Source organism: Nonomuraea sp. B5E05, assembly GCF_039880665.1.
In the GTDB taxonomy this organism is placed as follows: Bacteria; Actinomycetota; Actinomycetes; order Streptosporangiales; family Streptosporangiaceae; genus Nonomuraea.
The window spans coordinates 305,541-330,661 of sequence record NZ_JBDPMJ010000005.1 but is presented as its reverse complement, the minus strand read 5'-3'; the positions used below and the strand labels follow the sequence as shown (position 1 = coordinate 330,661).

General features: G+C 70.3%; 25 protein-coding genes. 11 read left to right on the top strand and 14 right to left on the bottom strand.

Annotated features, from left to right (window positions below):
• A complete protein-coding gene (locus ABGB01_RS12510; protein WP_043620820.1) occupies positions 1 to 669 on the bottom strand; it encodes a response regulator transcription factor in 669 nt (222 codons plus the stop codon).
• Positions 670 to 1,000: 331 nt separating this feature from the next.
• Here ABGB01_RS12510 and ABGB01_RS12505 point away from each other — a divergent pair, with 331 nt between their 5' ends.
• Positions 1,001 to 2,056, top strand: coding sequence for a methyltransferase domain-containing protein (locus ABGB01_RS12505; protein WP_347773434.1), 1,056 nt, complete (start codon positions 1,001 to 1,003; stop codon positions 2,054 to 2,056).
• A gap of 47 nt (positions 2,057 to 2,103) precedes the next feature.
• Positions 2,104 to 4,488 carry a glycoside hydrolase family 95 protein gene (locus ABGB01_RS12500; protein WP_347773432.1) on the top strand — a complete coding sequence of 795 codons (2,385 nt, stop codon included), beginning with the start codon at positions 2,104 to 2,106 and terminating at the stop codon, positions 4,486 to 4,488.
• Here ABGB01_RS12500 and bfr read toward each other — a convergent pair.
• The 6 genes from bfr to ABGB01_RS12470 form a co-directional block, all read right to left on the bottom strand.
• Positions 4,461 to 4,943: a bacterioferritin gene (bfr, locus tag ABGB01_RS12495; RefSeq protein ID WP_347773430.1), complete on the bottom strand. Its 483-nt coding sequence runs from the start codon at positions 4,941 to 4,943 to the stop codon at positions 4,461 to 4,463. The genes ABGB01_RS12500 and bfr overlap by 28 nt on opposite strands.
• Positions 4,944 to 4,967: 24 nt before the next feature.
• Positions 4,968 to 5,144, bottom strand: a complete 177-nt coding sequence (locus ABGB01_RS12490) for a (2Fe-2S)-binding protein (protein ID WP_132618226.1) — start codon at positions 5,142 to 5,144, stop codon at positions 4,968 to 4,970.
• A gap of 135 nt (positions 5,145 to 5,279) precedes the next feature.
• A complete protein-coding gene (locus ABGB01_RS12485) occupies positions 5,280 to 5,900 on the bottom strand; it encodes an MBL fold metallo-hydrolase (protein ID WP_347773428.1) in 621 nt (206 codons plus the stop codon).
• Entirely contained in the window at positions 5,900 to 6,985 is a 1,086-nt protein-coding gene (locus tag ABGB01_RS12480; protein WP_347773426.1) for an S-(hydroxymethyl)mycothiol dehydrogenase, read from the bottom strand. Before ABGB01_RS12480 ends, ABGB01_RS12485 begins: the two co-directional genes overlap by 1 nt.
• 102 nt (positions 6,986 to 7,087) lie before the next feature.
• Positions 7,088 to 7,600 carry a PH domain-containing protein gene (locus ABGB01_RS12475; protein ID WP_347773424.1) on the bottom strand — a complete coding sequence of 171 codons (513 nt, stop codon included), beginning with the start codon at positions 7,598 to 7,600 and terminating at the stop codon, positions 7,088 to 7,090.
• A gap of 68 nt (positions 7,601 to 7,668) precedes the next feature.
• Complete coding sequence (locus tag ABGB01_RS12470) at positions 7,669 to 8,487, bottom strand: biotin--[acetyl-CoA-carboxylase] ligase (protein ID WP_347773422.1); 819 nt, start codon at positions 8,485 to 8,487, stop codon at positions 7,669 to 7,671.
• A gap of 113 nt (positions 8,488 to 8,600) precedes the next feature.
• On the opposite strand from ABGB01_RS12470, the gene ABGB01_RS12465 reads away from it, so the two are divergent.
• Complete coding sequence (locus ABGB01_RS12465) at positions 8,601 to 9,680, top strand: epoxide hydrolase family protein (RefSeq protein ID WP_347773420.1); 1,080 nt, start codon at positions 8,601 to 8,603, stop codon at positions 9,678 to 9,680.
• Between the two features lies 1 nt (position 9,681).
• Here ABGB01_RS12465 and ABGB01_RS12460 read toward each other — a convergent pair whose 3' ends face one another.
• The 4 genes from ABGB01_RS12460 to ABGB01_RS12445 all read right to left on the bottom strand — a co-directional run bounded on the left by ABGB01_RS12460 (position 9,682) and on the right by ABGB01_RS12445 (position 13,904).
• A complete protein-coding gene (locus ABGB01_RS12460; protein ID WP_347773419.1) occupies positions 9,682 to 12,327 on the bottom strand; it encodes a phosphoenolpyruvate carboxylase in 2,646 nt (881 codons plus the stop codon).
• Between the two features lie 79 nt (positions 12,328 to 12,406).
• Positions 12,407 to 12,622: a hypothetical protein gene (locus ABGB01_RS12455; RefSeq protein WP_347773417.1), complete on the bottom strand. Its 216-nt coding sequence runs from the start codon at positions 12,620 to 12,622 to the stop codon at positions 12,407 to 12,409.
• A gap of 98 nt (positions 12,623 to 12,720) precedes the next feature.
• A complete protein-coding gene (locus tag ABGB01_RS12450; protein WP_347773415.1) occupies positions 12,721 to 13,497 on the bottom strand; it encodes a transposase in 777 nt (258 codons plus the stop codon).
• Entirely contained in the window at positions 13,434 to 13,904 is a 471-nt protein-coding gene (locus ABGB01_RS12445) for a helix-turn-helix domain-containing protein (protein ID WP_347773413.1), read from the bottom strand. Before ABGB01_RS12445 ends, ABGB01_RS12450 begins: the two co-directional genes overlap by 64 nt.
• Positions 13,905 to 14,120: 216 nt before the next feature.
• On the opposite strand from ABGB01_RS12445, the gene ABGB01_RS12440 reads away from it, so the two are divergent.
• From ABGB01_RS12440 to ABGB01_RS12430, 3 genes are all read left to right on the top strand, one after another.
• On the top strand, positions 14,121 to 15,710 hold the full coding sequence (locus ABGB01_RS12440) for an acyl-CoA carboxylase subunit beta (protein WP_347773411.1): 1,590 nt from the start codon (positions 14,121 to 14,123) through the stop codon (positions 15,708 to 15,710).
• Positions 15,707 to 15,907, top strand: coding sequence for an acyl-CoA carboxylase epsilon subunit (locus ABGB01_RS12435; protein ID WP_347773409.1), 201 nt, complete (start codon positions 15,707 to 15,709; stop codon positions 15,905 to 15,907). The genes ABGB01_RS12440 and ABGB01_RS12435 overlap by 4 nt, the downstream gene beginning before the upstream one ends.
• A gap of 108 nt (positions 15,908 to 16,015) precedes the next feature.
• Positions 16,016 to 16,960 carry an NYN domain-containing protein gene (locus ABGB01_RS12430; RefSeq protein ID WP_132591039.1) on the top strand — a complete coding sequence of 315 codons (945 nt, stop codon included), beginning with the start codon at positions 16,016 to 16,018 and terminating at the stop codon, positions 16,958 to 16,960.
• On the opposite strand, the gene ABGB01_RS12425 is transcribed toward ABGB01_RS12430, so the two are convergent.
• Positions 16,918 to 17,931: a DUF5937 family protein gene (locus ABGB01_RS12425; protein WP_347773407.1), complete on the bottom strand. Its 1,014-nt coding sequence runs from the start codon at positions 17,929 to 17,931 to the stop codon at positions 16,918 to 16,920. The genes ABGB01_RS12430 and ABGB01_RS12425 overlap by 43 nt on opposite strands.
• Before the next feature lie 61 nt (positions 17,932 to 17,992).
• Between ABGB01_RS12425 and ABGB01_RS12420 the strand changes: the two genes are divergently transcribed.
• The 4 genes from ABGB01_RS12420 (at position 17,993) to ABGB01_RS12405 (ending at position 22,250) form a co-directional block, all read left to right on the top strand.
• Positions 17,993 to 19,216, top strand: coding sequence for an MFS transporter (locus ABGB01_RS12420; RefSeq protein WP_347773405.1), 1,224 nt, complete (start codon positions 17,993 to 17,995; stop codon positions 19,214 to 19,216).
• A 145-nt stretch (positions 19,217 to 19,361) separates the two neighbouring features.
• A complete protein-coding gene (locus tag ABGB01_RS12415) occupies positions 19,362 to 20,768 on the top strand; it encodes an AlkA N-terminal domain-containing protein (protein ID WP_347773403.1) in 1,407 nt (468 codons plus the stop codon).
• Positions 20,765 to 21,277: a methylated-DNA--[protein]-cysteine S-methyltransferase gene (locus ABGB01_RS12410; protein ID WP_347773401.1), complete on the top strand. Its 513-nt coding sequence runs from the start codon at positions 20,765 to 20,767 to the stop codon at positions 21,275 to 21,277. The genes ABGB01_RS12415 and ABGB01_RS12410 overlap by 4 nt, the downstream gene beginning before the upstream one ends.
• A gap of 31 nt (positions 21,278 to 21,308) precedes the next feature.
• Positions 21,309 to 22,250, top strand: coding sequence for a hypothetical protein (locus ABGB01_RS12405; RefSeq protein ID WP_347773399.1), 942 nt, complete (start codon positions 21,309 to 21,311; stop codon positions 22,248 to 22,250).
• Between the two features lie 60 nt (positions 22,251 to 22,310).
• On the opposite strand, the gene ABGB01_RS12400 is transcribed toward ABGB01_RS12405, so the two are convergent.
• Together ABGB01_RS12400 and ABGB01_RS12395 are read right to left on the bottom strand one after the other, a co-directional pair.
• Complete coding sequence (locus ABGB01_RS12400; RefSeq protein ID WP_347773397.1) at positions 22,311 to 23,255, bottom strand: hypothetical protein; 945 nt, start codon at positions 23,253 to 23,255, stop codon at positions 22,311 to 22,313.
• Positions 23,252 to 23,887 (bottom strand): hypothetical protein, encoded by a 636-nt coding sequence (locus tag ABGB01_RS12395; protein ID WP_347773395.1) that lies wholly within the window; start codon positions 23,885 to 23,887, stop codon positions 23,252 to 23,254. The genes ABGB01_RS12400 and ABGB01_RS12395 overlap by 4 nt, the downstream gene beginning before the upstream one ends.
• Before the next feature lie 116 nt (positions 23,888 to 24,003).
• On the opposite strand from ABGB01_RS12395, the gene ABGB01_RS12390 reads away from it, so the two are divergent.
• On the top strand, positions 24,004 to 25,110 hold the full coding sequence (locus tag ABGB01_RS12390) for an RNA-guided endonuclease TnpB family protein (RefSeq protein ID WP_347773393.1): 1,107 nt from the start codon (positions 24,004 to 24,006) through the stop codon (positions 25,108 to 25,110).
• Positions 25,111 to 25,121: the final 11 nt, after the last annotated feature.

The following is a 25,121-nucleotide window of genomic DNA, read 5'->3' as shown; positions in this document are numbered from 1 at the left end:
CTACTCGCGTTCGAACCGGAAGCCGACTCCCCGGACGGTCGTGATGTAGCGGGGCTTGGCGGCATCGTCGCCGAGCTTGCGGCGTAGCCAGGAGATGTGCATGTCGAGGGTCTTGGTCGAACCCCACCAGTTCGTGTCCCAGACCTCCCGCATGATCTGCTCGCGGGTGACGACCTTGCCGGCGTCGCGCACGAGCACGCGCAGCAGGTCGAACTCCTTGGTCGTCAGGTGGAGCTCCTTCTCCCCCATCCAGGCCCGGCGCGAGTCGGCGTCGATGCGCACCCCTTGGACGACCGGGGTCTCCGAGGTGCCTCGCCGCAGCAGGGCGCGGACCCTGGCGAGTAGTTCGGCCAGCCGGAACGGTTTCGTCACGTAGTCGTCGGCGCCCGCGTCGAGCCCGACGACCGTGTCGACCTCGTCGACGCGTGCGGTGAGTATCAGAACCGGAGTGCCGTGCCCTTCGGCGCGGATCCGGCGGGCCACCTCCAGACCGTCCATTTCGGGCAGGCCAAGGTCGAGAACGATGAGGTCTATGCCGCCCGACAGGGCCCTTTCCAGGGCCTGCGGGCCATCGGGACTCACCTCGACCTGATAACCCTCGCGGCGTAGCGCACGCGCGAGCGGCTCGGAAATCGAGGTGTCATCCTCGGCTAGAAGTACGCAGGTCATGAAGCGATCGTAGGACCTTAGGCGATCGTTTCCCGGGCACAGCGCGCGGTTTGACTCGTAGTTGACCTATCCATTGACCTGGGCAAACTCGGCTAAATATCACTTAGTCAGGATTAAATTACCGTGATTATCGACGCGAAACTTGGCCGCCCGTGCACGATGCGCCAGAGTGAAAATTCCGCCCAGCACTTTCCGCCGATCACTTTCCCCGGTCGGGAGCCCGGGTAGGGGATGCGTCCGGGGCGGAACCGGTTGTGTGGCGAAAGACCTTTTCCAGGTGCCGCGCGGCCCCGATCCTCGATCGGGGCCCGGCCGGAAGAAGGAGATGATCATGATGACCACGAGCAGCGACGCGTTCGCCGACCGCCTGCTGGGATCGGCGCTCGGCACCATCGACCTGCTCTCCATGCACATCGGCGACCGGATGGGCTGGTATCGCGCGCTGGCCGCGCACGGCCCGGCCGACGCCGCCGAACTGGTCGCCCGTTCCCGCGGCCACGAGCGGTACGCCAGGGAGTGGCTGGAGCAGCAGGCCGCCACCGGGATCCTGGAGACCGCGGAAGACGGCCGCTTCGCCCTGCCCGGCGGCGCGGCGGAGGTGCTGACCGACGAGTCCAGCCTGGCCTACCTCGCCCCGCTGGCCCGGATGCTGGCCGCGGCGTCCGTCCAGTTGCCCGCACTCCTGGACGCCTATCGCGACGGCGGCGGGGTGCCCTGGGCGGCGTACGGGACCGACATGCGGGAGTCGCAGGCCGACATGAACCGGCCCTGGTTCGAGCACGCCCTGCCGGACGCGCTCGCGGGCGTGCCCGGCCTGGACACCGTGTTGCGGCGGCCCGGCGCCCGGCTCGCCGACGTGGGCTGCGGCGGCGGATGGTCGGCCATCGCGCTGGCCAGGGCCTACCCCGGGGCGACCGTGGAAGGCGTCGACATCGACGGCCCGTCCGTCGAACTGGCCACCCGCAACGCGGGCGGCGCGGGGCTCGGGGACCGGGTGACCTTCCGCCGCGGCGACGCGGCCCTGCTGGACGAGGGCCGCTACGACGCCGTCTTCGCCTTCGAGTGCGTGCACGACATGCCGCGGCCGGTGGAGACGCTGGCGGCGGCGCGGCGGGCGACGCGCCCGGACGGCGCCGTCGTGATCATGGACGAGGCCGTCGGCGACTCCTTCACGGCCCCCGCGGACGACGTCGAGCGGCTGATGTACGGCTTCAGCCTGCTCATCTGCCTGCCCGACGCGATGAACGAGCAGCCCTCGGCCGCCACCGGCACCGTGATGCGGCCGGGCACGCTGCGCCGCTACGCCCGCGAGGCCGGCTTCTCCGACGTCGAGACCCTGCCCATCAAGGACTTCGGCTTCTGGCGTTTCTACCGGCTCATTCCCTGAGCAGAGATCGGATGTCTCGCCGTGCGGCCCTGCTAACCTGAGGCCGCATGGCGGACCTCTCCGGAGATACACCCGATGACCTGACGCTCTGGTACGACGAACCGGCCACCGACTGGGAGACCCAGGCGCTGCCCATCGGCAACGGCGCCCTCGGGGCGATGGTCTTCGGCGGCACCCGCACCGAGCGGCTCCAGTTCAACGAGAAGACTTTGTGGACCGGCGGGCCAGGGTCGGCACAGGGTTACGACTTCGGCAACTGGGCCTCGCCCCGGCCGGGCGCCCTGGCCGGGGTCAGGCGCCGGCTCGACCGCGACCAGCGGATGTCGCCCGAGGAGGTCTCGGCGGAGCTGGGGCAGCCGAAGTCGGGGTTCGGGGCCTACCAGGCGTTCGGCGACCTGTGGCTGGAGATGGCCGAGAGCGGCGCGGGCGGCGCGGAGGGCGCGGGCGGCGCGGGCGGCGCGGGCGGCGGTTACCGGCGGGAGTTGCGCCTGCGGGAGGCAGTGGCCAGGGTCGGCTACACCGCGGGCGGCGTACGCCACGCGCGCGAATACTTCGCCTGCCATCCGGCGAACGTGATCGCCGGGCGGCTCTCGGCCGACCGGGCGGGCGCGGTGTCGTTCACGCTCCGCGCGACCTCGCCGCACCTGCCGCCCGGCGGGCAGGCGGGCGTCGCGAACGGGCGGCTGACGCTCAGGGGGGCACTGGCGGACAACGGGCTGAGGTACGAGGCCCAGGTGCACGTGGTCGCGGACGGCGGCACCCGCACCGACGGGGACGGCCTGATCACGGTCACCGGGGCCGACAGCGCGTTCTTCGTGATGTCGGCGGGCACCGACTACGCCGGGACGTACCCGGCCTACCGCGGCGACGACCCGCACGCCGCCGTCACCGCCGCCGTGGACCGGGCCGTGGCGCTGGGCTACGACGCGCTGAGGCGGGCCCACCAGGACGATCACCGGGCGTTGTTCGACCGGGTGGTGCTGGACCTCGGGCAGCGGGCGCCGTCCGTCCCCACGGACCGGCTGCGGGCCGCCTACACCGGCGGCCCGGGGGCGGACGACCGCGCGCTGGAGGCGCTGTTCTTCGCCTACGGCCGCTACCTGCTGATCGCCTCGTCGCGGCCCGGATCGTTGCCCGCGAACCTGCAGGGCGTCTGGAACGACTCCACCAGCCCGCCCTGGTCCGGCGACTACCACACCAACATCAACCTGCAGATGAACTACTGGCCCGCCGAGGTGACGAACCTGGCCGAGACGGCGCGGCCGTACGACGACTTCGTCACGGCGCTGGTGGCGCCGGGCGAGGTGACGGCGCGGGAGATGTTCGGGGCCGGCGGTTGGGTGGCGCACAACGAGACGAACCCGTTCGGGTTCACCGGCGTGCACGACTGGGCCACCGCGTTCTGGTTCCCGGAGGCGGCCGCCTGGCTGACCCGGCAGTTGTACGAGCACTACCTGTTCAGCGGCGACACCGGCTACCTGCGCGAGACCGCCTACCCGGTGATGAAGGGCGCCGCGCGGTTCTGGCTGGACACGCTGCACGCCGACCCGCGCGACGGCGGACTGGTCGTCTCGCCGAGCTACTCGCCCGAGCAGGGCGACTTCTCGGCAGGAGCGTCGATGGCGCAGCAGATCGTCTGGGACCTGCTCACGAATGTGGCCGAGGCCGCCGGCGCGCTGGACGTCGACGCCCCATTCCGCGCGCGGGTGCGGGAGACGCTCGCGAGGCTCGACCCCGGGCTCCGGATCGGATCCTGGGGGCAGCTCCAGGAGTGGAAGGCCGACTGGGACGACCCCGGCAACACGCACCGGCACGTGTCGCACCTGTACGCGCTGCACCCCGGACGCCAGATCACGGCGAAGAGCAGCGAGGGCGATGCGGCCAGGGTCACGCTGACGGCCAGGGGCGACGGCGGTACCGGCTGGAGCAAGGCGTGGAAGATCAGTTTCTGGGCGCGGCTGCTCGACGGCGACCACGCGCACACGATGCTGCGCCAGCAGCTCAGGCACTCCACGCTGGACAACCTGTGGGACACGCACCCGCCGTTCCAGATCGACGGCAACTTCGGCGCCACCGCGGGCATCGCGGAGATGCTGGTGCAGAGCCGGCCCGGCGAGATCCACGTGCTGCCCGCGCTGCCGTCCGCCTGGGGTGCGGGGTCGGTGCGCGGGCTGCGGGCCAGGGGTGACGTGACGGTGGACGCCTCCTGGCGTGACGGCGCCGCCGAGCGGGTCACGCTGCGCACAGGGCGCACCGGCCCGATCACGTTACGTTCGGCGGCCATCACGGCCGGCAGCCGGGTGCTGGACGAGCGGGGCGACGACGTGGCCGCGGACCGCTCCGGCCACACCCTGGCCTGGAACGCCGCCGCGGGGGCGGCCTACACCGTTGTGACGGGGAGCGGTCAGTCCGCCGAGGGTGGCTCGGCGTAGCGGGCGAGGTAGAGCTGCTCACCGAGGCTGCGGATCAGGTCGAGCTCCGTCTCCAGGTAGTCGATGTGCTCCTCCTCGTCCTCGAGGATCTCCTCGAAGATGCGGGCGGAGGTGATGTCGCCCTTCTCCCGCATGAGCGGGATGGCCGGCCGCAGCCGCTGCACCACCGACAGCTCCACCTCGAGGTCGGCCCTGAGCTGCTCCTCGACGGTCTGGCCGATGTGCAGGGTGCCCAGGCGCTGGTAGTTGGGCAGCCCTTCGAGGAACAGGATGCGGTCGGTCAGGCGTTCGGCGTGGCGCATCTCGTCGAACGACTCAGCGCGGGTGTGCTCGGCAAGCTTGGTGTATCCCCAGTTCTCCTGCATCTTGGCGTGCAGGAAATACTGGTTGATCGCGGTCAGTTCGGCGGTCAACTGCTCGTTGAGCAGCTCGATGATCTGCTTGTCGCCCTGCATGGCAGGCCCCTTGCTGCTATCCGGCTACGCGGTCGTCAGTTCTTCAGACCGTTTCAGGATCGCACAGATTTTCCGTACACATCGGGCACAGTCACCACCAGCCCCGGTGGTGTCACGGATCTGCTTCGCGCTGGTGGCCCCGGCGGCAATGCAGTCGTGCACCTCGTTCTCGGTCACCGCACGACACACGCACACGTACATCCGGGGACAAGCCTCTCTCGAGCCAAAGGGGGAACGCCATTAGGTAAGGCACACCTAAGGTAGCCCACTTTGGTAAGGCTTGCCTACGTTAGGTACGCCACAGTGATGTACCCGTACGCGAGCGAGTCATTCCTCTCAGTGACCCCGGGCGATCCACTCCTCAAGGTGCGGCGCCTCCGCGCCGATGGAGGTCGAGTCGCCGTGCCCGGTGTGCACGACGGTCTCCGCGGGCAGCGTCAGCAGGCGCTCCCTGATCGAGTCGATGATCGTGTCGAACGAGCTGTAGGAACGCCCGGTCGCCCCCGGTCCGCCCTTGAACAGCGTGTCACCGCTGAACAGCGCGCCCAGCTCGGGGGCGTACACGCAGACCGCTCCCGGCGCGTGGCCGGGCGTGTGCAGGATCTGCAGCGTGATGCCGCCGACCGCGATCTTCTCGCCGTCGGCCAGCGGTTCGTACGACAGCGAGTCACCGTACTGCTGCTCCCACAGCACCTGGTCGGCGGGGTGCAGCCGGATCGGCGCCCCCGTCAGGCCCGCGAGAGGCCCGGCCGCGTTGATGTGGTCGTTGTGGGCGTGGGTGCAGACGATGGCCCTGACCGCGCGCCCGCCCACCCGTTCGGCGATCAGCGAGGCGTCGTGGGCGGCGTCGATGACGACCACCTCGCGGGCGTCGCCCACCAGCCAGACGTTGTTGTCGACCTCCCACGTGCCGCCGTCCAGCGAGAACGTGCCCGAGGTGATGACCCGGTCGATCATCAGAGGACCACCACCGAGCGCAGCACCTCGCCGCGGTGCATCTTGCCGAACGCCTCCTCGACCTGGCCGAGCTGGATCGTCTCCGTCACGAACCGGTCGAGCGGCAGGCGGTTCTGCAGGAACAGGTCGATCAGCATGGGGAAGTCGCGCGAGGGCAGGCAGTCGCCGTACCAGGAGGACTTGAGCGACCCGCCGCGCCCGAACACGTCGAGCAGCGGCAGCTCCAGCCGCATCTCCGGGGTCGGCACGCCGACCAGCACGACCGTGCCGGCCAGGTCGCGGGCGTAGAAGGCCTGTTCGTACGTCTCGGGCCGCCCCACCGCCTCGATGACCACGTCGGCGCCGAAACCGCCGGTGAGGTCGCGGATGGCCTCGACCGGGTCGTTGTCGCGGGAGTTGACCGTGTGGGTGGCGCCGAAACCGCGGGCCCACTCGAGTTTGCGGTCGTCCACGTCGACCGCGATGATCTTCGCGGCGCCGGCCAGCGAAGCGCCCAGCACGGCCGCGTCGCCGACGCCGCCGCAGCCGATGACCGCCACGCTGTCGCCGCGCGTCACCCCGCCGGTGTTGATCGCCGCGCCGATGCCGGCCATGACGCCGCAGCCGAGCAGCCCCGCGACCTGGGCGGGCGCCTCGGCGGAGACCTTGGTGCACTGGCCGGCGGCGACGAGCGTTCTGGCCTGGAACGCGCCGATGCCCAGGGCGGGCGACAGCTCCGTGCCGTCGGCGAGCGTCATCTTCTGGCGGGCGTTGTGGGTGTTGAAGCAGTACCACGGACGGCCGCGCAGGCAGGCCCGGCACTGGCCGCACACGGCCCGCCAGTTGAGGATGACGAAGTCGCCCGGCTCCAGCCCCGCGACCCCCTCGCCCACCGCCTCGACGGTGCCCGCCGCCTCATGGCCGAGCAGGTAGGGGAAGTCGTCGCCGATCCCGCCCTCCCGATAGTGCAGGTCGGTATGGCAGACCCCGCAGGCCTGCACATTGACGACCGCCTCGCCCGGCCCTGGATCGGGGACCACGACCGTCTCGAGCGAAACTTCCTGACCCTTGCCCCTGGCGATCACGCCCTGCACTTCGTACGGCATGCCAGCCATCTTGTGTCAGGAGGATGATCTCCGCAAGGCATAGGGCCGCACCACGCCGGGCCGTCCGGCCGGAGGCGATCCTCCCACCCTCGGGAGCGTGCGTCAGCGGCCGTCGATCGTCCCGTCGGAGGCGTCCTCGACGAGCCGGAACAGGTCGGTGCGGACGTCCTGGATCCTCGGGATGTCGCGCAGCACGATCTCGCCCCTGTCGGAGGCGGACTCGACGGTCAGGGTGCCGCAGCCGAGCAGCCGCTCGGGGAACGTCTGGTCGGAGCTGACCGTGTTGACCTTGGCGATCGGGATCTCGTCGGTCGACTTGTTGAGCACGCCGGTGCTGATCGTGAAGCGATGGGTGGTGAGCACGTAGCCGGTGTTCTTCCACTGCAGGTAGGGGACGAACGACCAGATCGTCAGCAGGATGAGGCCGATCACGCCGGTGGCGATCCTGGCGTGGAAGGCGAACTCCCAGTCGGCCGGGATGAAGTAGAGAGCCGCGCCGGCGGCCGCCGCGATGAGCACCAGCGCGACGAAGGGGCCGACGAGCCGCTTCCAGTGCGGGTGGAAGGACCTGACGCGCCGCTCACCCTGCGTCAGATGATGGTCGGGAAGGGTCATGCGCAGAATGGTGCCATTATCGCGGCCCCGGCGGCTATCGCGGTGGTGCGGCGCGCACCCTCCGCACGTCAGGCCGCGCGCACGTGGACGACGTCGCCCGCGCTCAGCGTGTAGTGCTCGCCGCCGGACTCCACCTGGAGGTGCCCCCACTGGTCGATGCCGGACGCCCGGCCGGTCAGCGCCTGGTCGCCCGGCAGCTCCACCCTGACCTGCCTCCCGACCGTGGCGCTGGTCGCGAGGTACGCCGAGCGCAACCCGGAGGCCTCCGCGTCGCCCTTGGCGTCGACCCAGTCGTGGTAGTGGCTCTCGACCTCGCGCAGCACGGCCCGCAGCAGCGGATCGCGGTCGAGGCAGGCCGCCTGCTCGATGTCCAGTGACGTGGCGGTCTCGACGGGCAGCTCGTCGGGTTTGAGCGACACGTTCAGCCCCATGCCGATGACGACGGCGTCGTCGGCGCGCTCGGCGAGCACGCCGGCCAGCTTGCGCTCGCCGACCAGCAGGTCGTTGGGCCACTTCAGGCGCACGTCGACCTCGGCCAGGCGGCGCACCGCCGATGCGGCGGCGACGCCGTACATGAGGGTCAGCCAGCCCTGGGAGGCGAGGGGCACCTGCGGCCTGAGCAATATCGAGAACGTCAGGCCCGAGCGGGGTGGAGCCGACCAGGAGCGGCCCAGCCGCCCGCGGCCCGCGGCCTGCGCCTCCGCCACCAGCACGGACCCCTCCTGCGCCCCCTCCTTGGCGGCGCCGGCCAGGTCGGCGTTGGTCGAGCCGGTGCTCTCGACGACCGTGACGCCCGTCCACAACGAGCCCGGGCGGACCAGCGCGCGGTTGAGCGCCGCCGCGTTCAGTGGCGGGCGGTCGAGGTCGGAGTAGCGCGAGTTGGCCATCTCCCCATCTTGGCCGATGGCGGTGGGTCCCCTGACGGCGGGAGCCCTGTTGGAATGAAGCATTCCGTTCTGCTATTATCGGAACAGAACGAACCGTTCCCGAGAGGATCGCCATGAGCATCGCCCCCTTCCGCATCGCCATCCCGCAGGCCGACCTCGACGACCTGCGGGCCCGTCTCGCCCTGACCCGCTTCACCGACGAGATCGACGGCGCCGGCCAGGGAGTGAGCGTCGAGCGGGTCAAGCGCCTGGTGGGCCACTGGCGCGACGGGTTCGACTGGCGGGCCCTGGAGGCCAGGCTCAACGCGTACCCGCAGTTCACCACCGAGATCGACGGGCAGAACCTGCACTTCTTCCACGTGCGCTCCGGCAACCCCGAGGCCCTGCCGCTGATCCTCACCCACGGCTGGCCCGGCTCCGTCGTCGAATATCTCGACGCCATCGAGCCGCTGTCGCGCCACTTCCACCTGGTCGTCCCGTCGCTGCCCGGCTACGGCTTCTCGGGGCCGACGCGTGAACTGGGCTGGAACAACCAGCGCATCGCCAGGGCGTGGGCGGCGCTCATGGCCGAGCTCGGCTACGAGCGCTACGGCGCTGTGGGCAACGACGCCGGGTCGATGATCTCGCCCGAGGTCGGCCGGATCGACCCCGAGCACGTCGTGGGCGTGCACGTCACGCAGCTCTTCTCGTTCCCGTCCGGCGACCCCGCGGAGTTCGCCGGCCTGAGCGAGGACGACCAGGCGGGGCTGGCCGTGCTCGACTGGTTCTGGAAGGAGAAGGGCGCTTTCAACGTGCTGCAGTCACAACAGCCGCAGACGCTCGCGCACGCCCTCGCCGACTCCCCCGCCGGGCTCGTGGGCTGGCTCGCCCAGCTCTTCGACGAGGACCTCGACGACGACTTCGTGCTGGCCAACGCCGCCGTCCACTGGTTCACCGGCACCGCGGGCTCCGCGCTGCGGCTCTACTGGGAGAACGCCCGCATGGATCAGCCGAAGGAGCCCACGACCGTGCCGACGGCGCTGGCCATGGCCGAGGGCGACTTCCGGTCGATCCGCCGCTTCGCCGAGCGCGACCACGCGAACATCGTCTCCTGGAAGACGCTGCCCGCCCCGGCGCATGGCCACTACACCGCGCACAGCGCCACGGAGGTGCTCACCTCCGACATCCGGGCCTTCTTCGACGCTCTCCGCTAGCTCAGCCGGTGTTCTGCAGCCCCGCCGCGACGCCGTTGACCGACAGGAGCAGGAGCGTGGACAGCCGGTCGCGCTCCCGCTCCGACGGGTTGCCGGTGCGCAGCGCGCGCAGGGCCCGCAGCTGCAGGTGCGACAGCGCGTCGACGTACGGGTCGCGCAGCTGGACCGCCCGCGAGAGCACCTTGCGGTTCTCCAGCAGCCGCCTGTGCCCCGTGACCCTGAGCACCAGCTCGCGGGTCCTGTCGTACTCCTCCAGCACCTGCCGGGCGAAGTCCTCCCTGCCGCCCAGCGCCAGATAACGCTTGGCGATCGAGCGGTCGGTCTTGGCCAGCGACATCTCGGCGTTGTCGAGCATCGCGTTGAACAGCGGCCACTCGGCGTACGCCGCCCGCAGCTCCTCGATGTCGCCGACGGCCGCGAGGCCGGTGCCGAGGCCGTACCAGCCGGGCAGGTTGACCCGGGTCTGCGCCCACGCGAACACCCACGGGATCGCCCGCAGGTCGTCGAGCGAGCGCGGCGCGCCCAGGCCACGGCGGGCCGGGCGGGAGCCGAGGCGCAGCGTGCCGATCTCCTCGAGCGGGCTGACCAGGCCGAACCACTCGGGGAAGCCCTCCGCCTCGGTCAGCGACCTGTAGGCCCGCTCGGACGCCGTGGCGACCTGCTCGGCCAGGCCGCGGAACCGTTCGGCGGCGGCCGCGGTGCGCGACCCGATCGTCGGCGATGAGGCCAGCAGCACGGCGTTGGCCACCTGCTCCAGGTGGCGGCGGGCGATCGCGATGTGGCCGTAGCGGGCGAAGATGACCTCGCCCTGCTCGGTGACCTTGAACCGGCCCGCGACCGAGCCGGGGGCCTGGGCCAGCACGGCGCGGTTGGCCGGGCCGCCGCCGCGGCCGAGCGCGCCGCCGCGGCCGTGGAACATGCGCAGCTTCACGTCGTGCTCGGCGGCCCAGCGGGTCAGCTCCTCCTGCGCCTCGTAGAGCCGGAGCGTGGCCGCGGCGGGGCCGAGCTCCTTGGCCGAGTCGGAGTAGCCCAGCATGATCTCCATGCGCCGGCCGGTGTCGGCCAGGCGCTGCCGCACCTGCGGGATGTCGAGCATGCCGGTGAGCACGCGCGGCGAGTTGGCCAGGTCCTCGCCCGACTCGAACAGCGGCACGACGTCGAGCACGGGCGCGCGGTCGCCGAGCGCGTGCACGGCCAGCTCGTAGACGGCCGCGACGTCGCCGGCCGAGCGGGTGAAGGAGACCACGTAGCGGGAGCAGGCGCTGACCCCGAACCGCTCCTGGATCCAGGCGATCACCCGGATCGTGGCCAGGACCTCCTCGGTGCGCTCCGACGGCTCGCCGCCCGCCCGCAGCTCCTCCAGCGCGGCGGCGTGCACCTGGGAGTGCTGGCGCACCTCCAGCTCGGCCAGGTGGAAGCCGAACGTCTCGACCTGCCAGATGAGGTGCTGGAGCTCGCCGTACGCCTGCCGCGGCGCGCTCGCCGCCAGCGACTCCTGCGCCAGGCGCAGGTCGGCCAGCAGCTCGTCGGGCGAGCGGTAGGCCAGGTCGAGGTCGCGGCGGTGGGTGGCGGCGATGCGCGCGGCCACGAACAGCAACCACTGCCGGTGCGGCTCGCGCGGCGAGCGGGTGGCCAGCTCGGAGACGACCTCGGGGTAGGCGTCCACGGCCGTGGCCAGCGCCGTCTTGAGCTCGGTCGAGCAGGGCGCGAACTGGGCGGAGGCCGTCAGCGTGCGGCCGATGCGCGAGCAGGCGGTCTCGAGGGCCGTCAGCACGTGCTCGGACTGGATCTGGACGGTCTCGCGGGTGACCCTGGCCGTGACGTTGGGGTTGCCGTCGCGGTCGCCGCCGATCCAGCTGCCGTAGCGGATGAACGGCCTGGCCTGCGGCGGGCGGGTGCCGGTGCCCCCGTCGAGGGCAGGGCCGGCCGCCGCGCCGAGCGCCGCGTCGAGCGCGCGGTAGACCTGCGGCACCGTACGGAAGAGCGTCTCGTCGAAGGCGGCCATGGCGGTGCGCACCTCGTCGAGCGGGTCGAGCTTGGTGGAGCGGAGCTGGGCCGTACGCCACAGCAGGTCGATCTCCTCCAGCATGCGCCGCTTGCTCTCCGCCCGCTCGGAGGCGCCGCGACCCGGGGAGTTGTACTCGGTGAGCTGACCGCTGACCCGCTGGATCGCGGTGACGACCGCGCGCCTGCGCGCCTCGGTGGGGTGCGCGGTGAGCACCGGGTGCAGCTCAAGGCCCTCCACCAGCTCGGTGACGCGCTCGTGGCCCAGCTCGCGTACGGCCTGCGCGAGCGACTCGCGCTGCACCCTGCCCTCGGCGTCGCGTTCGCGCAGCGTGCGGATGCGGTAGTGCTCCTCGGCCAGGTTGGCCAGGTGGAAGTAGCAGGTGAACGCCCGGGCCACCTCGACTGCCCGCTCGATCTCCCATTCTGCGATCATGGCGGTGATCTCGTCGGCCGAGATCTCGCCCCTGCGCGCGGCGATGACCGCCTTGCGCAACCGTTCGACGTCGGCCAGCAGGTCTTCGCCGCCCTGTTCGGCCAGCACCTGGCCGAGCAGCTTGCCGAGCAGGCGCACATCGTGGCGCAGCTCGTCCGGCATCTCGGTCACGGCGGCGCTGCGATGTTCGAGCCCCTGGTCAATCATGTTTCGAAGGGTAGCGAGTCGCCACGAACGACCGTAGACCGGTCTCATCAAATGGACTAGACCACTGGGTCCAGGCAGGTCAGGTGGGCTTCGACACCGCCGCGAGCACCAGGTGATGCTGTTCGCCCGCCAGGTTGAACTTGATCATGGTGGAGTCGCTGCCGTCCATCGCCAGCAGCCTCACCACCATGACCGGCTGACCGTCCTCGGTCACCTTCACCTTCTTGGTGGCGAAGTCCTTGGCCGCAGTCGGCGGGGACGTGGAAAACGCGTTCGCCGAATAGTTCAACGACATGCCGTCACGGCATACCGGCTCGCGCCAACCCCGCCGAGGTACGAACGGCATCCGTCGTGACTCCTCCACTCCCTGAAGCTGAAGGGAGCGGCTTCTCGCTAAGCCGCTTGCGCAGCCTGGCGAAGGGCAAGCCCTGCCCTCAATATGTTGATCGCCGCGTTGACGTCGGCGTGCGCGGCATGCCCGCACGCCGTACAGGCGAACTCGGCTTGGGTGAGGCGGTTCTCCTTCGCGTTGTGCCCGCAGCGGGCGCAGGTGCGGGAGGTGCCGGCGGGGTTCACCGCGATCAGCTTGCGACCGGCGCTTTCAGCCTTGTGCGCGAGGATCGTCAGGAACACCCCCCAGCCCGCGTCCAGGATGCTCCGGTTCAACCCGGACTTGGCGGCGACGTTGCGGCCGGGGGCTTCAGTCGTGCCGGACGCCGAGCGGGTCATGTTCGCGATCCGCAGGTCCTCGTGCACGATCACGTCATAGGCGGCCACCAGAGCGAGCGCGGCCTTGTGCGCGCCATCCAGACGTTGCCTGCGCACCCTGGCGTGCAGCGCGGCCACGCGGGCCACCGCCTTACGCCGCCGCGTGGAACCCCGTTCCTTGCGGGCCAGAGTCCGCTGCGCGGCGGCCAGCCGGCCTGCGGACGCGGCCAGGTGGCGGGGGTCGCTCAGATGCTTTCCGTCGCTGGTCGTGACGAGCGACGCCACACCCATGTCGATCCCGGTCGCCACGCCCGTGGCGGGCAGCGGTTCGGCGGGCACGTCGTCGCACGACAGCACCACGAACCAGCGGGACCCCTCGCGCTTGACGCTGATCGTCTTCACCCGGCCGCGCACGGGCCGGTGCAGGTGGACGCGGACGTGCCCGACCCCCTGGAGCCGCACGTAGGTCGTGGTGGGGTGGCCGGGCTGGGAGTCCCACCGGCAGCCGTCGCCGTCCTTCGGCCACTCGACCGTGTCGAACCGGCCACGCCCCTGAAACGCGGGAACCCCGGCGCGCGCCCGGCCTTGACCCGGTCGAAGAACGCCCCGAACGCCTTGTCGAGCCGTCGCAGGGTGGCCTGCTGGGAGGAGAACGACCAACGCCCCTGCCCGTCCGCATCATCGGCGCGGATGTGTTTCAGCTCGGCCGACTGATCGCCATAGCGGACGCTCACGCCCGCCTTGGCGTAGGCGGTACGCCGGTGCTCCAAGGCGGCGTTGTACAGCTGCCGGTGGTCCTCCAGGCACGCCGCGAGCGCCGCCACCTGCCGGGCGGTGGGGCGCAGCAGGAATCGGAACGACCTGCGCACACCCCACCCCTATCACGTTCGGTAACGACACCACCACGATACCGGCTGGCGCCGACAAAACCAGGAAGAACATCCGTGAAGCGTAGACCTGACAGGTCAGGACACACTCGGGCCCTGACGGCCCTCCCGCTACCGATTCACCCGTCGCCTCAAGGCGACGGTCCCCTAGGGAGACTCTTATGGATCCACTCTGACGGACGGACTAGATTTGCGCGCATGACTGCAGCGGCTGACGACCTACCGGAAAAGCTGGACATCCATACCACTGCTGGAAAAATCGCTGACCTGGAGCGACGGCTCGACGAGGCCGCCCACGCCGGGTCGGCGGCCGCGGTGGCCAAGCAGCACGCCAAGGGCAAGATGACCGCCAGAGAGCGGGTGCTGGCGCTGCTGGACGAAGGCTCGTTCGTGGAGTTCGACGAGTTCGCCCGGCACCGGTCCACGATGTTCGGGCTGGAGGAGCGGCGGCCTTACGGCGACGGCGTCATCTCCGGCCACGGCACTGTCGACGGCCGGCAGGTGTGCGTGTTCTCGCAGGACGTGACGGTCTTCGGCGGCTCACTTGGCGAGGTGTACGGCGAGAAGATCGTCAAGGTGCTCGACCTGGCGATCAAGACCGGCTGCCCGATCATCGGCATCAACGAGGGCGGCGGCGCGCGCATCCAGGAGGGCGTGGTCGCGCTCGGGCTCTACGCGGAGATCTTCAAGCGCAACGTGCACGCCTCCGGCGTGATCCCGCAGATCTCGCTCATCATGGGCGCCGCAGCAGGAGGCCACGTCTACTCGCCCGCGCTGACCGACTTCGTCGTCATGGTGGACCAGACGTCGCAGATGTTCATCACGGGACCCGACGTGATCAAGACGGTGACGGGCGAGGAGGTCACGTTCGAGGAGCTCGGCGGGGCCCACACGCACAACACCAAGTCCGGGGTGGCCCACTACCAGGCCGACGACGAGGACGACGCCCTCGACTACGTCAAGGCGCTGCTGTCGTACCTGCCGTCCAACAACCTGGACGAGGCGCCGGTCTTCGAGCCGGCCGTCGACCTGGAGCCGGATCCCGAGCTCGACGTGCTGATCCCCGACTCGGCCAACCAGCCGTACGACATGCACCGGGCGATCGAGCACGTGCTGGACGACGGGGAGTTCCTGGAGGTCCACGCGCTGTTCGCCCAGAACATCGTGGTCGGCTACGGCCGCGTCGACGGCCAGCCCGTGGGGGTCGTGGCCAACCAGCCGATGCATTTCGCCGGGTGCCTGGATATCGACGCCTCCGAGAAGGCCGCAAGATTTATTCGAACATGTGATGCTTTTAATATTCCTATCCTGACTTTTGTTGATGTACCGGGTTTCCTCCCCGGGGCCGATCAGGAATGGAACGGAATCATCCGCCGCGGGGCCAAGCTCCTCTACGCCTACGCCGAGGCCACGGTGCCGCTGATCACGGTGATCACGCGCAAGGCGTACGGCGGCGCGTACGACGTCATGGGCTCCAAGCACCTGGGCGCCGACGTCAACCTGGCCTGGCCCACGGCCCAGATCGCGGTCATGGGCGCGCAGGGCGCGGTCAACATCCTCTACCGGCGCGAACTGGCCGCCTCCGACGACCCCGACGCCGTGCGCGCGAAGCGCGTCACCGAATACGAGGACACGCTGACCAATCCGTACATCGCGGCGGAGCGCGGCTACGTGGACGCGGTGATCCGGCCGGCCGAGACCCGGGCACAGGTCATCAGGGCGCTGCGGATGCTACGGAACAAGCGGGCGACGCTGCCGCCCAAGAAGCATGGGAACATCCCGCTATGACGAGCCATCTGCGCATTGTTCGTGGCGACGCCGCGCCCGAGGAGATCGCCGCGTTGGTGGCGGTACTCGCCGCCCGACACGCCGAACCACAGCCGCCTCCCGCCCGCCCTCGGCAAACGTGGCGAAACCCCGTCAGAGGTATGCGTAAGCCTGTCGTCCCAGGGAAGTCGGCATGGCGGATGAGCGCTCTACCGTAGATAGATCCTGTGAATCGGGTGTCAAGTTCCCCGGGAGTTGGGACTATCTAGAGAAAGTAGGCGTATATAGTCAGCCGATCAACTAACACCCGCGGCCTGGAGGACGACATGGCCATCCCAGACCTCATGCCGCATCCTGTGGCAGCCAAGTACGCCGTCCTAGTGGATGTCGGTTATCTGTACGCTGCGGCAGGTGAGGTGCTGCTCGGCGCGAAGGAGCGCAAGGAATATCGGGTGGCCGCCGATGAGCTCATCCAGAGCCTACAGAAACATGCAGAGGAACGTATTTCTGGCGAACTCCTGAGGATCTATTGGTATGACGCAGCCCGTGACCGCGTGCCCACCGTCGACCAAAGGGTCATCGCCCAGCTCCCCTGGGTCAAGGTGCGACTTGGCAACCTGAACGCCCGAGGCCAGCAGAAGGGCGTGGACGCGCAGATCAGGAGCGATCTGGAGGCCCTGGCCCGGCATCATGCGGTCACCGACACGATCCTGCTGGCAGGCGATGAGGACATGGTTCCCGCGGTGGAGGCGGCGCAGGCCTACGGCGTGCGCATCCATCTGTGGGGGGTGGAGCCGCCTTACGGCACCAACCAGGCCGAGCGCCTCGTGTGGGAGTCCGACACCGTTGAAGTGATCACCGCTGATTTCCTGAGGCCCTTTTTCAGCCGCGCTCCCCAGCCCGTCCCGGTCACTCCGCCGGCCGCCGCCGCTCCCTCCCCCGCCCAGGTGTTCGCCGGGCGCGCCCCGGTCAAGCCGCACGCCAAGCCCGGCCAGGTGGCCAAGCTCGGCCCGAGCCGGCCCCGCGTCGAGGACGTCGGCGAGCACGTGGCCCAGAAGTGGATCCTCACCCGCGGCCGCGACAACATCCGCGACCTGCTGCCGGGCCCGATCCTGCCGACAGTGATCGACACCGAGCTGCTCATCGAGGCGGAGAAGGAGCTCGGCCACTCGCTGCGGCCCTACCCCGAGGCGCGGGTGTGGTTGCGCGACGGGTTCTGGGCGCGGGTCTACCGCGAGTTCGACCTGGGCGTGGGCGTCTCGTCCAAATAGCGCTCCTTTCGTTCGAGGAGGGCCTCGGCCGTGGCCGTACGCGCGTACAGGACGTAGCGCCCCGCACGGTGGGCCGTGCACAGACCGGCTCGGCGCAGCGCGGTGAGGTGCTGGTTCGCGCCCGGCTCCGACAGGCCCGTGCGCTGGGCGAGGTCGCGGGTGGAGGCGGGCTGGTCCAGCTCGGCCAGCAGCCGCGCGCGCGTCCTGCCGAGCACGGCCGCCAGCGCCTCGGGCGGCTCCAGCTCACGGCGCTCCCACAACGTCGCGATGCCGCGCGGCGGATAACGCACGGCCGGCTGGTACGGCGGCGTCGTGACCGAGAAGACCCGCGGCGAGACGAACACGCACGGCACCAGCAGCAGCCCGAGCCCGCGCAACGAGCGGGCGCCCGAGACGTGGCGGTGCGCGATGCTCAGGGTTCCGTCGCGCCAGGTGACCGCGTCGTCGAGGTCGGCCAGCATACGCTGGGCGCCCCCTTCGGCCAGCAGCCGGGCGCGGTACAGGATCTCGCCTTCGAGCAGTGCCCTGATCCGCGCCCAGTACGGCGCCATCGCGGCGTCCCAGTAGGCCTGCACCTCCTCCGCCAGCCGTTCCAGCCCTCGCTCCGGGTCGTCGTAGAGCGCCTGCACCCGTTTCGTGCGGGGACCGGGTACCGCGTCCTGATCCGAGCGGACCCGTCCGGCAGCGCCCCGCATCGTGGCGAGTTCCAGGCTCAGATCCGGCATGGACGTCGACGGCGGCGTACACGTGAAGCCCGCGATGACGACGGTCGGCACCGGGACGAGGTCGGCCAGCAGACGCCAGCCCACCCCTCGGAGGCGGCGGCGCACCTGCTCGGCCCAGGGGCGCAGCAGCGGGTGGGCGGCCGGGTCCTTCGCCACGCGGACGCTGGCGACGACCTCGCCGAGCGGGGAGATCGCGAAGCGGGTGTTGGCGATGTCGCGGGCGGTGAACGTCAGGTCCAGGGTCATTCGATTCGCGGGTCACTTAATCCATAGCGCTCTTTACCCACATTTCAGCATCGTTGCCGACATGTCAGCAACTGTGGTGGAGCAGCCGCTGCTGTGCCTGCGCCCGTTCCGCAACCTGTACGTCGCCGGCGCGGTCAGCCAGTTCGGCTCCCAGATCAGCTACGTCGCGCTGCCCCTGCTCGCCGTCACCGCGCTCGGCGCGGGAGCGGGCGAGGTGGGGCTCCTGTCGGCGCTCGGAACGCTCACCGTGCTGCTGCTGGGACTGCCCGCGGGAGCCTGGGTCGACCGGGTCAGGCGGCGTCCGGTGATGGTCGCCACCGACCTGCTCAGGGCGGCCGCGCTGCTGTCGGTGCCGGTCGGGTGGTGGGGCGGCTGGCTGTCCATGGAGCAGCTCTACGCGGTGGCGGTGCTGGTGGGGGCGGGCACGCTGCTGTTCGACGTGGCACAGCTGAGCCTCGTGCCCGGCCTCGTGGGGCGCGAGCGGCTGACGGCGGCCAACTCGTTGCTCGTCGGCACCAGCGCGGGGATGGACATCGGAGGACGCAGTGCGGCCGGGGTGCTGGTGCAGGCCGCGGGCGCGCCGGTGGCGATCCTGCTGGACGCGCTGAGCTACCTGTGGTCGGCCGCCTGGCTGCGCGGCGTGCGCGAACCGGCCGTGGGCACGCCGAAGGACCGGGAACCGATCGTCCGGCAGATCCGCGCCGGCGTACGCTTCCTCTTCGGCAACTCCACGCTCGTGGCGGCCCTGATCCAGGGCACGATGGCGAACCTGGCGTTCCCGCTCTGCTCGGTCCTGCTGCCGGTGCTCATCGTGGAGCAGCTCGGCTATCCCGCGTGGGTCCTGGGGGCGTACCTCGCCGCCGGCGGGCTCGGGACGCTGGCGGGCTCGTCCGCCGCCCACCTGTTCGGCCGCCGGCTCGGCACCGGGCGGGCCGCCTGGCTCGCGAGCCTGGCCACCGCGCCCGCCTCGCTCGTCCTGCCGTTCCTCGGGCACGGGCCGTGGATGTGGGCGGCCGCGGCGGCCTGGTTCGTGCTGACGTTCCGCACCGGGCTCAACAACGTGCTGCTCGTCAGCCTCCGGCAACGGGTCACCCCCGACGACCTGCTCGGCCGGATGACGGCCACGATGCGGTTGCTGCTGATGAGCGCCATAGGGCTGGGCGGGCTGCTGGCGGGCGCGATGGGCGAGCTGTGGGGAGTACGCTCGGCGCTCTGGCTTGGCGCGTCGATCATGGCGCTGAGCTGGGTGCCGTACCTGTTCTCCCCGCTCCGCCACCAGCCGTGACCGTCACGGCAGGCTCCGCGTGAACCTGTCGGCAGCGAGGTCCGATTCCCGCCGGTCACCCGTTTCGACCTGCTGACCTGCGATCCCACGGTGAGGTCCGATTTCCGCTGGGTGACGTGCCCCGCGGGCGCGTAGCGTCGGAGACATGTCACCACTTGAGCTCGACTTCGACTCCTGCTACCGGGCGGTCTCCGCCAGGGACGCCCGGTTCGACGGGCGTTTCTACACCGCGGTGACGACGACGCGGATCTACTGCCGCCCGATCTGCCCGGCCCGTACGCCGTCGTTCCGCAACGTGCGCTTCTACCGGCACGCGGCGTCGGCGGAGGCGGCCGGGTTCCGCCCGTGCAAGCGCTGCCGTCCCGAGCTCTCCCCCGGTGACCCCGGCTGGGACATCCGCGGCGACCTCATAGGCAGGGCGCTGCGGCTGATCGACGACGGCGCCGCCGACGAGCAGGGCGTCGCCGGGCTGGCCAGACGGCTGCACATCACCGAGCGCCACCTGCACCGGCTGTTCGTGGCCGAGCTGGGTGTCGGGCCGCTGGCGGTGGCGCGGACCAAACGGCTGCTGCTCGCCAAACAGTTGCTCACCGAGACGGACCTGCCGGTCACGGAGGTGGCATTCGCGGCGGGCTTCGGCAGCGTCCGGCAGTTCAACGCGACGATGCGGGAGACGTACGACTTCACGCCCAGCGAGCTGCGGGCCACGGCCGGCCGGGTGGCGGCCAGGGTCGCCGACGCCGCCGGGCCGGTCACGCTCCGGCTGCGGCTGCACCGGCGCGAGCCGTACGACGCGGACGGCGTGTTCGGCTTCCTGGCCTCACGCGCCATCCCCGGGCTCGAGGTGGCGGACCGCACGTCGTACGCCAGGGCCGTGCCCGGCGGAACGATCACGCTCACCGCCCAGCACGACCACGTCGCCCTCGACGTGGCGGTGGACGACACGCGGCAGCTCACCCGGCTCGTGGGCCGCTGCCGCCGCCTGCTCGACCTCGACGCCGACCCCGGCGCCATCGCGGAGGCCCTCGGCCAGGGCTCACTCGCCCCGCTCGTCGCGGCGCGGCCCGGGCTGCGGGTGCCGGGCACGTTCGACGGGTTCGAGCTGGCCGTACGCGCGGTCGTCGGCCAGCAGATCTCCGTGGCGGGCGCCCGCACCCTGCTCGGCCGCATCGTCGCCAGAGCCACCGCGCCCGGCGGGCTCTTCCCCACGGCCGCCCGGCTCCTGGACACCGACCTCACCGGCCTCGGGTTGACGAACCGCAGGATCGCCACCCTCAAGGACCTGTCGGCCCGCCTGGCCGACGGGAGCATCGACCTCGACGGAGGCCAGGACCCCGCCGACGCGGTGGCCGGCCTGCTCGCCGTCCCCGGCATCGGCCCGTGGACGGCGAGCTACGTCGCGCTGCGGGCGCTGCGCGACCCCGACGCCTGGCCCGTGGGCGACCTCGTGCTCGACAAGCGCATGGCCGCCCTGGGCATTCCGCACGACCACATCGAGCGGTGGCGCCCGTGGCGGGCGTACGCCGCCCTGCACCTCTGGAGCTCATCATGATCACTGCGAGGCTCGTTCCCACACCCATGGGCCCGCTGTCCCTGCTGTCCCGCGAGACGGTGCTGGTCGCGGCCGGCTTCACCGCCGAACCCAAGGAGATGTACGCCCGCCTCACACCCGCCCTCCAGTCGGAGGGCCTGGAGGTCGCGGACGGTCCCGGCCCTGCCGGGGAAGCCGTGCTCGCCTACCTGGCGGGCGACCTGGAGGCCCTCGACGCCATCCCGGTCTCGCAGCCCGGCACGCCCACCCGCAAGCGGCTCCACGCCGCGTTGCGCGAGGTCAGGCCGGGCACGACCGTCACGTACGCGGAACTCGCCGCGCGGGCCGGGCTCCCGAGGACGGCCGCCAGGGCGGCGGGCTCGGCCTGCGCCCAGAACCTGATCGCACCGTTCGTGCCGTGCCACCGGGTCTTGCCCAGCGGCGGTGGATATGGCGGCTACTACTACGGCGTAACGGTGAAAGAGTGGCTGATCGCCCACGAATCCGGAGAAAGCACTAACGCTTGGTAATGAGTCGACAACATTCGGTAATGTGTTCGGCATGCCGACACAGGAACACGAATACCTGATCGAGCTCGTACGCAACCGCCCGTCCCTGGTCGCCACGCTGCTGGCCGGGACGGGCGTCTCCGTACCGACGTTCGACGAGGCGCGATTGGGCAATGCGGATTTCACGGACTGCACGCCCACCGAATACCGCGCCGACTCGGTGGTGATCCTCTGCAAGGAGGGCACCCCGGTTTCTGCGGTGGTCCTCGAGGTGCAACGCGAACCGGACACCCGCAAACGCTGGTCCTGGCCCGTATACCTGTCCACGCTCAGGGCGCGTACGAAGTGTCCCGTGCTGCTCCTCGTCTTCTGCGAGGACTCCAGGACAGCCCGCCGCTGCGCGGAACCCATCGAGATGGGGCATCCCAGGTGGGTGCTGCATCCCATCGTCATCGGCCCGGACGGGATCCCTTCGATCATCGATCTCGGCTGGGCCGTCGACCAGCCTGAGCTCGCGACCGTCTCGGCCATCGTGCACGGCCAGTCGGAAGCGGGCCTCGGCAACATTCTGACCCTCTTCGAGGCACTGGGGCAGCTGCCCGAAGAGTTCAGCGAGTATTCTGACCTCGTCCTTTCGTGTCTGCCCGACTTCATGCTCGACAAAGTGATCAGGGAGCTCAGGATGGCCATGGCAACTGACCACCCCAGAAGCGCAGTGGTGCGCGCGTGGCTCGCCGAGGGCAGAGCCGAAGGTAAGGCCCAAGGAATGGCTGAAGGAAAGGCGCAAGGGAAGGCCGAAGGGAAGGCGGAAGGAAAGGCGGAAGGAAAGGCGGAAGGCGAGGCGAAGGCCGTCCTGCTGATCCTGGAGGCCCGGGGCATCTCGCTCCCCGACGAAGCACGGGCCCGCATCCTCGCCTGCACCGACCTGCACACCCTGGAGTCCTGGGTGCGCAAGGCCGCCACCGCGGAGAGCGCCGACGAACTGTTCCTCTAGAGGCTCACCGCAGGAGAATCCAGGGGCCGGCACCCGTACCGGCCCCTGGCCACAACAGGTTCAGGGCTTGACATTGCTCTGGATCTCCCCCACCGGCACGTCGCGGGTGGCGCCGACCTCCACGGGCGCGAACTGCACCGGCACCACGTTGTCGACCACCTCGACCGGCCAGACGGTGGAGACCGTCAGCGTGTACTCCTCGCGCGGCTGGTCGATCGACGAGCGCAGATAGCGCACGCCGCACGAGAACGTGCCGCCCTTGGTGTACGGCTTGCCGGACGTCCCGCACCCCTCCTCGTGCACCTCGGCGCGGTCCTTCGTGGTGCCCGGGTCGATCGTGATGCTTTCGAGCGTGGCGACCACGGTCGCGCTCATGACACCGGGGATCGTCGCGGTCACCGACCTGCGCGGCTGGCCGATGCCCTCCAGCCACACCCAGGTGGGCAGATTCACGTAGCTCTTGGCGTCAGGGTTCAGCTTGACCGTGGGCTCGGGTACGGTCAGCGCGGCTCTGGCGATCTCGGCCAGTTCCTGGATCGTGATGCCGGAGGGCGGTGTGGTGCCGGGCGGCACGAAGACGAACGGGTCGAGACTGGCGAAACAGGCCTGCCCTTTCGGGTCAGCGGCGTTGTACGCGGGCCCCCACCAGCGCCCGTCCTTTCCGATCTTGTCCTCGAACTGCTTGAGGAACGCCTGCCACTTCTCCTCGGTGGGGTTCTCCGTGAACCTGAACCAGTAGGCCCGCAAGCTTTCCTGCGACTTGAGCATCTCGTTCGCGTCCAAGCCGGGCTCGTACCAGCATGGGCGCTTGAGCACGTAACCGTCGCTCTTACCGCCCCTGGTCCCGTCGCCGGACACGACGATCTTCGAGTGGGCGAGGTTGAGGCCCCTCGTGAGGCCCTCATTGATGGGGGTGCCCACCGTCCGTCCACCGTCGTCGTCGGGGTTTGCCGCGGCCGCCAGCACCAGCAGCGCGGCGACGGCGATCGAGCTCATGGGGTTCATCGGGTGCACCCTTTCTCGCCATAGCTGAACGATCTGATCCGCCACACCCCGTCATCGCCGCGGTGCGCGAGCACGGCCTGCAGGTACGGTTCGCGCACGAAGGCAGGCTGAGGCTCGACGGCCTCCCCCGTACGCGAGGACAGCACGCGCACCCCCGACTCGTCCACGCACGCGTTGACCTGCGCGCCCTTGCCCACCAGCGCGGCGACGCGCAGGTTGTAGAGCCGGGCGTCGCCTCTCACGGTCATGTCCTCCTCGGTGTATCCGTGCACCCAGTCGTACGCTTCGCGGACCGCCGTGAGTTCGAGATCCAGATCCTTCAGGTATCGATCGCTTCCGGAGACGAGCGCCTTCCTGGAGGCGACGTAGTAGCCGGTGATGAGTTTCAGCAGCGGGTCGGGGTCGTCGGGCCACTCGATCCGCACCTGCAGCTTGTCGCCGCCGATCTTCAGGGTTTCGGACCCTGAGGCAGGAGCGGCGCCGCTCTCGCTCTTCGACGGGCTCGGGGCCGGCCGCCCGCTCGCGGGCGAAGCGGCCTCCTGGGGCGTGTACGGCCGCTCGGCCGGTCCGCATCCCGCCAGTACGCCGGCGCCCAGCCCGAAGACGCCCAGCACCGCCATGACTCGTCTCATCGAATCTCCTTAAGCGTGGAGACCCCGGGCTTAAGCCCTGGGGAGGAAACGCGGCACAGCGCCGCATACCGAACACACGAACGATGCTTAGCCGATCGCGTGGTACCATGTGACGCGTGGCGCAGATCGCGAAGCGGGCCTACAAGTACCGCTTCTACCCGACCCCCGGCCAAGCCGAAGAGCTTGCCCGGACGTTCGGCTGCGTCCGCCTCGTCTACAACAAAGCCCTCGAACAACGCACCCGCGCCTACACCATGGAAGGCCGCCGCGTCTCCTACGTGGAGTCGTCGGCGAAGCTGACCGAGTGGAAACGCAGCGGCGACTACGACTTCCTGTTCGAGGTGTCGTCCGTGCCGTTGCAGCAGGCGCTGCGCCACCTTCAGGCGGCATTCGCGCATTTCTTCGCCAAACGGGCCCGGTATCCGACCTTCAAGAGCAAGAAGAAGGCGCGGGCGTCGGCTGAGTACACGCGGTCGGCGTTCCGGTGGCGCGACGGGCAGTTGACGCTGGCGAAGATGGACGCGCCGCTGAACATCGTGTGGTCGCGCCCGATTCCCGAGGGTGCGCAGCCGTCCACGGTCACGGTGTCGAAGGACGCGGCTGGGCGCTGGTTCGTGTCCCTGCTGGTCGAAGAGAAGATCAGCCCGCTGCCACCTGTCGCCGCGAACGTGGGGATCGACGCCGGGATCACGGCGCTGGCCACACTGTCCACCGGCGAGAAGATCGTCAACCCTCGTCACGAACGCCGCGACCGGCGCAAGCTGGCCAAGGCGCAGCGGGCGCTCGCCCGCAAGGCCAAGGGTGGCAGCAACCGGGCCAAGGCCCGCCTGAAGGTAGCCCGCGTCCACGCCCGGATCACCGACCGCAGAAGGGATCACCTGCACAAGGTCACGACACGGCTTGTTCGCGATAACCAAGTGATCGCCGTGGAAGACCTGACCGTCCGCAACATGGTCAAAAACCATCGTCTGGCCCGCGCCATCTCCGACACCTCTTGGCGGGAGCTTCGGTCGATGCTGGAGTACAAGGCGGCCTGGTACGGGCGCACGCTCGTGGCTGTGGACCGCTGGTTCCCCTCCTCCAGGCTGTGCTCGCGGTGCGGGACGCTGCAGGAGGAGATGCCGCTGAACGTCCGGGAGTGGACGTGCGCCTGCGGCGCGGTCCACGACCGGGACGTGAACGCGGCCAAGAACGTGCTCGCCGCCGGGCTGGCGGAGAGCTGAAACGCCTGTGG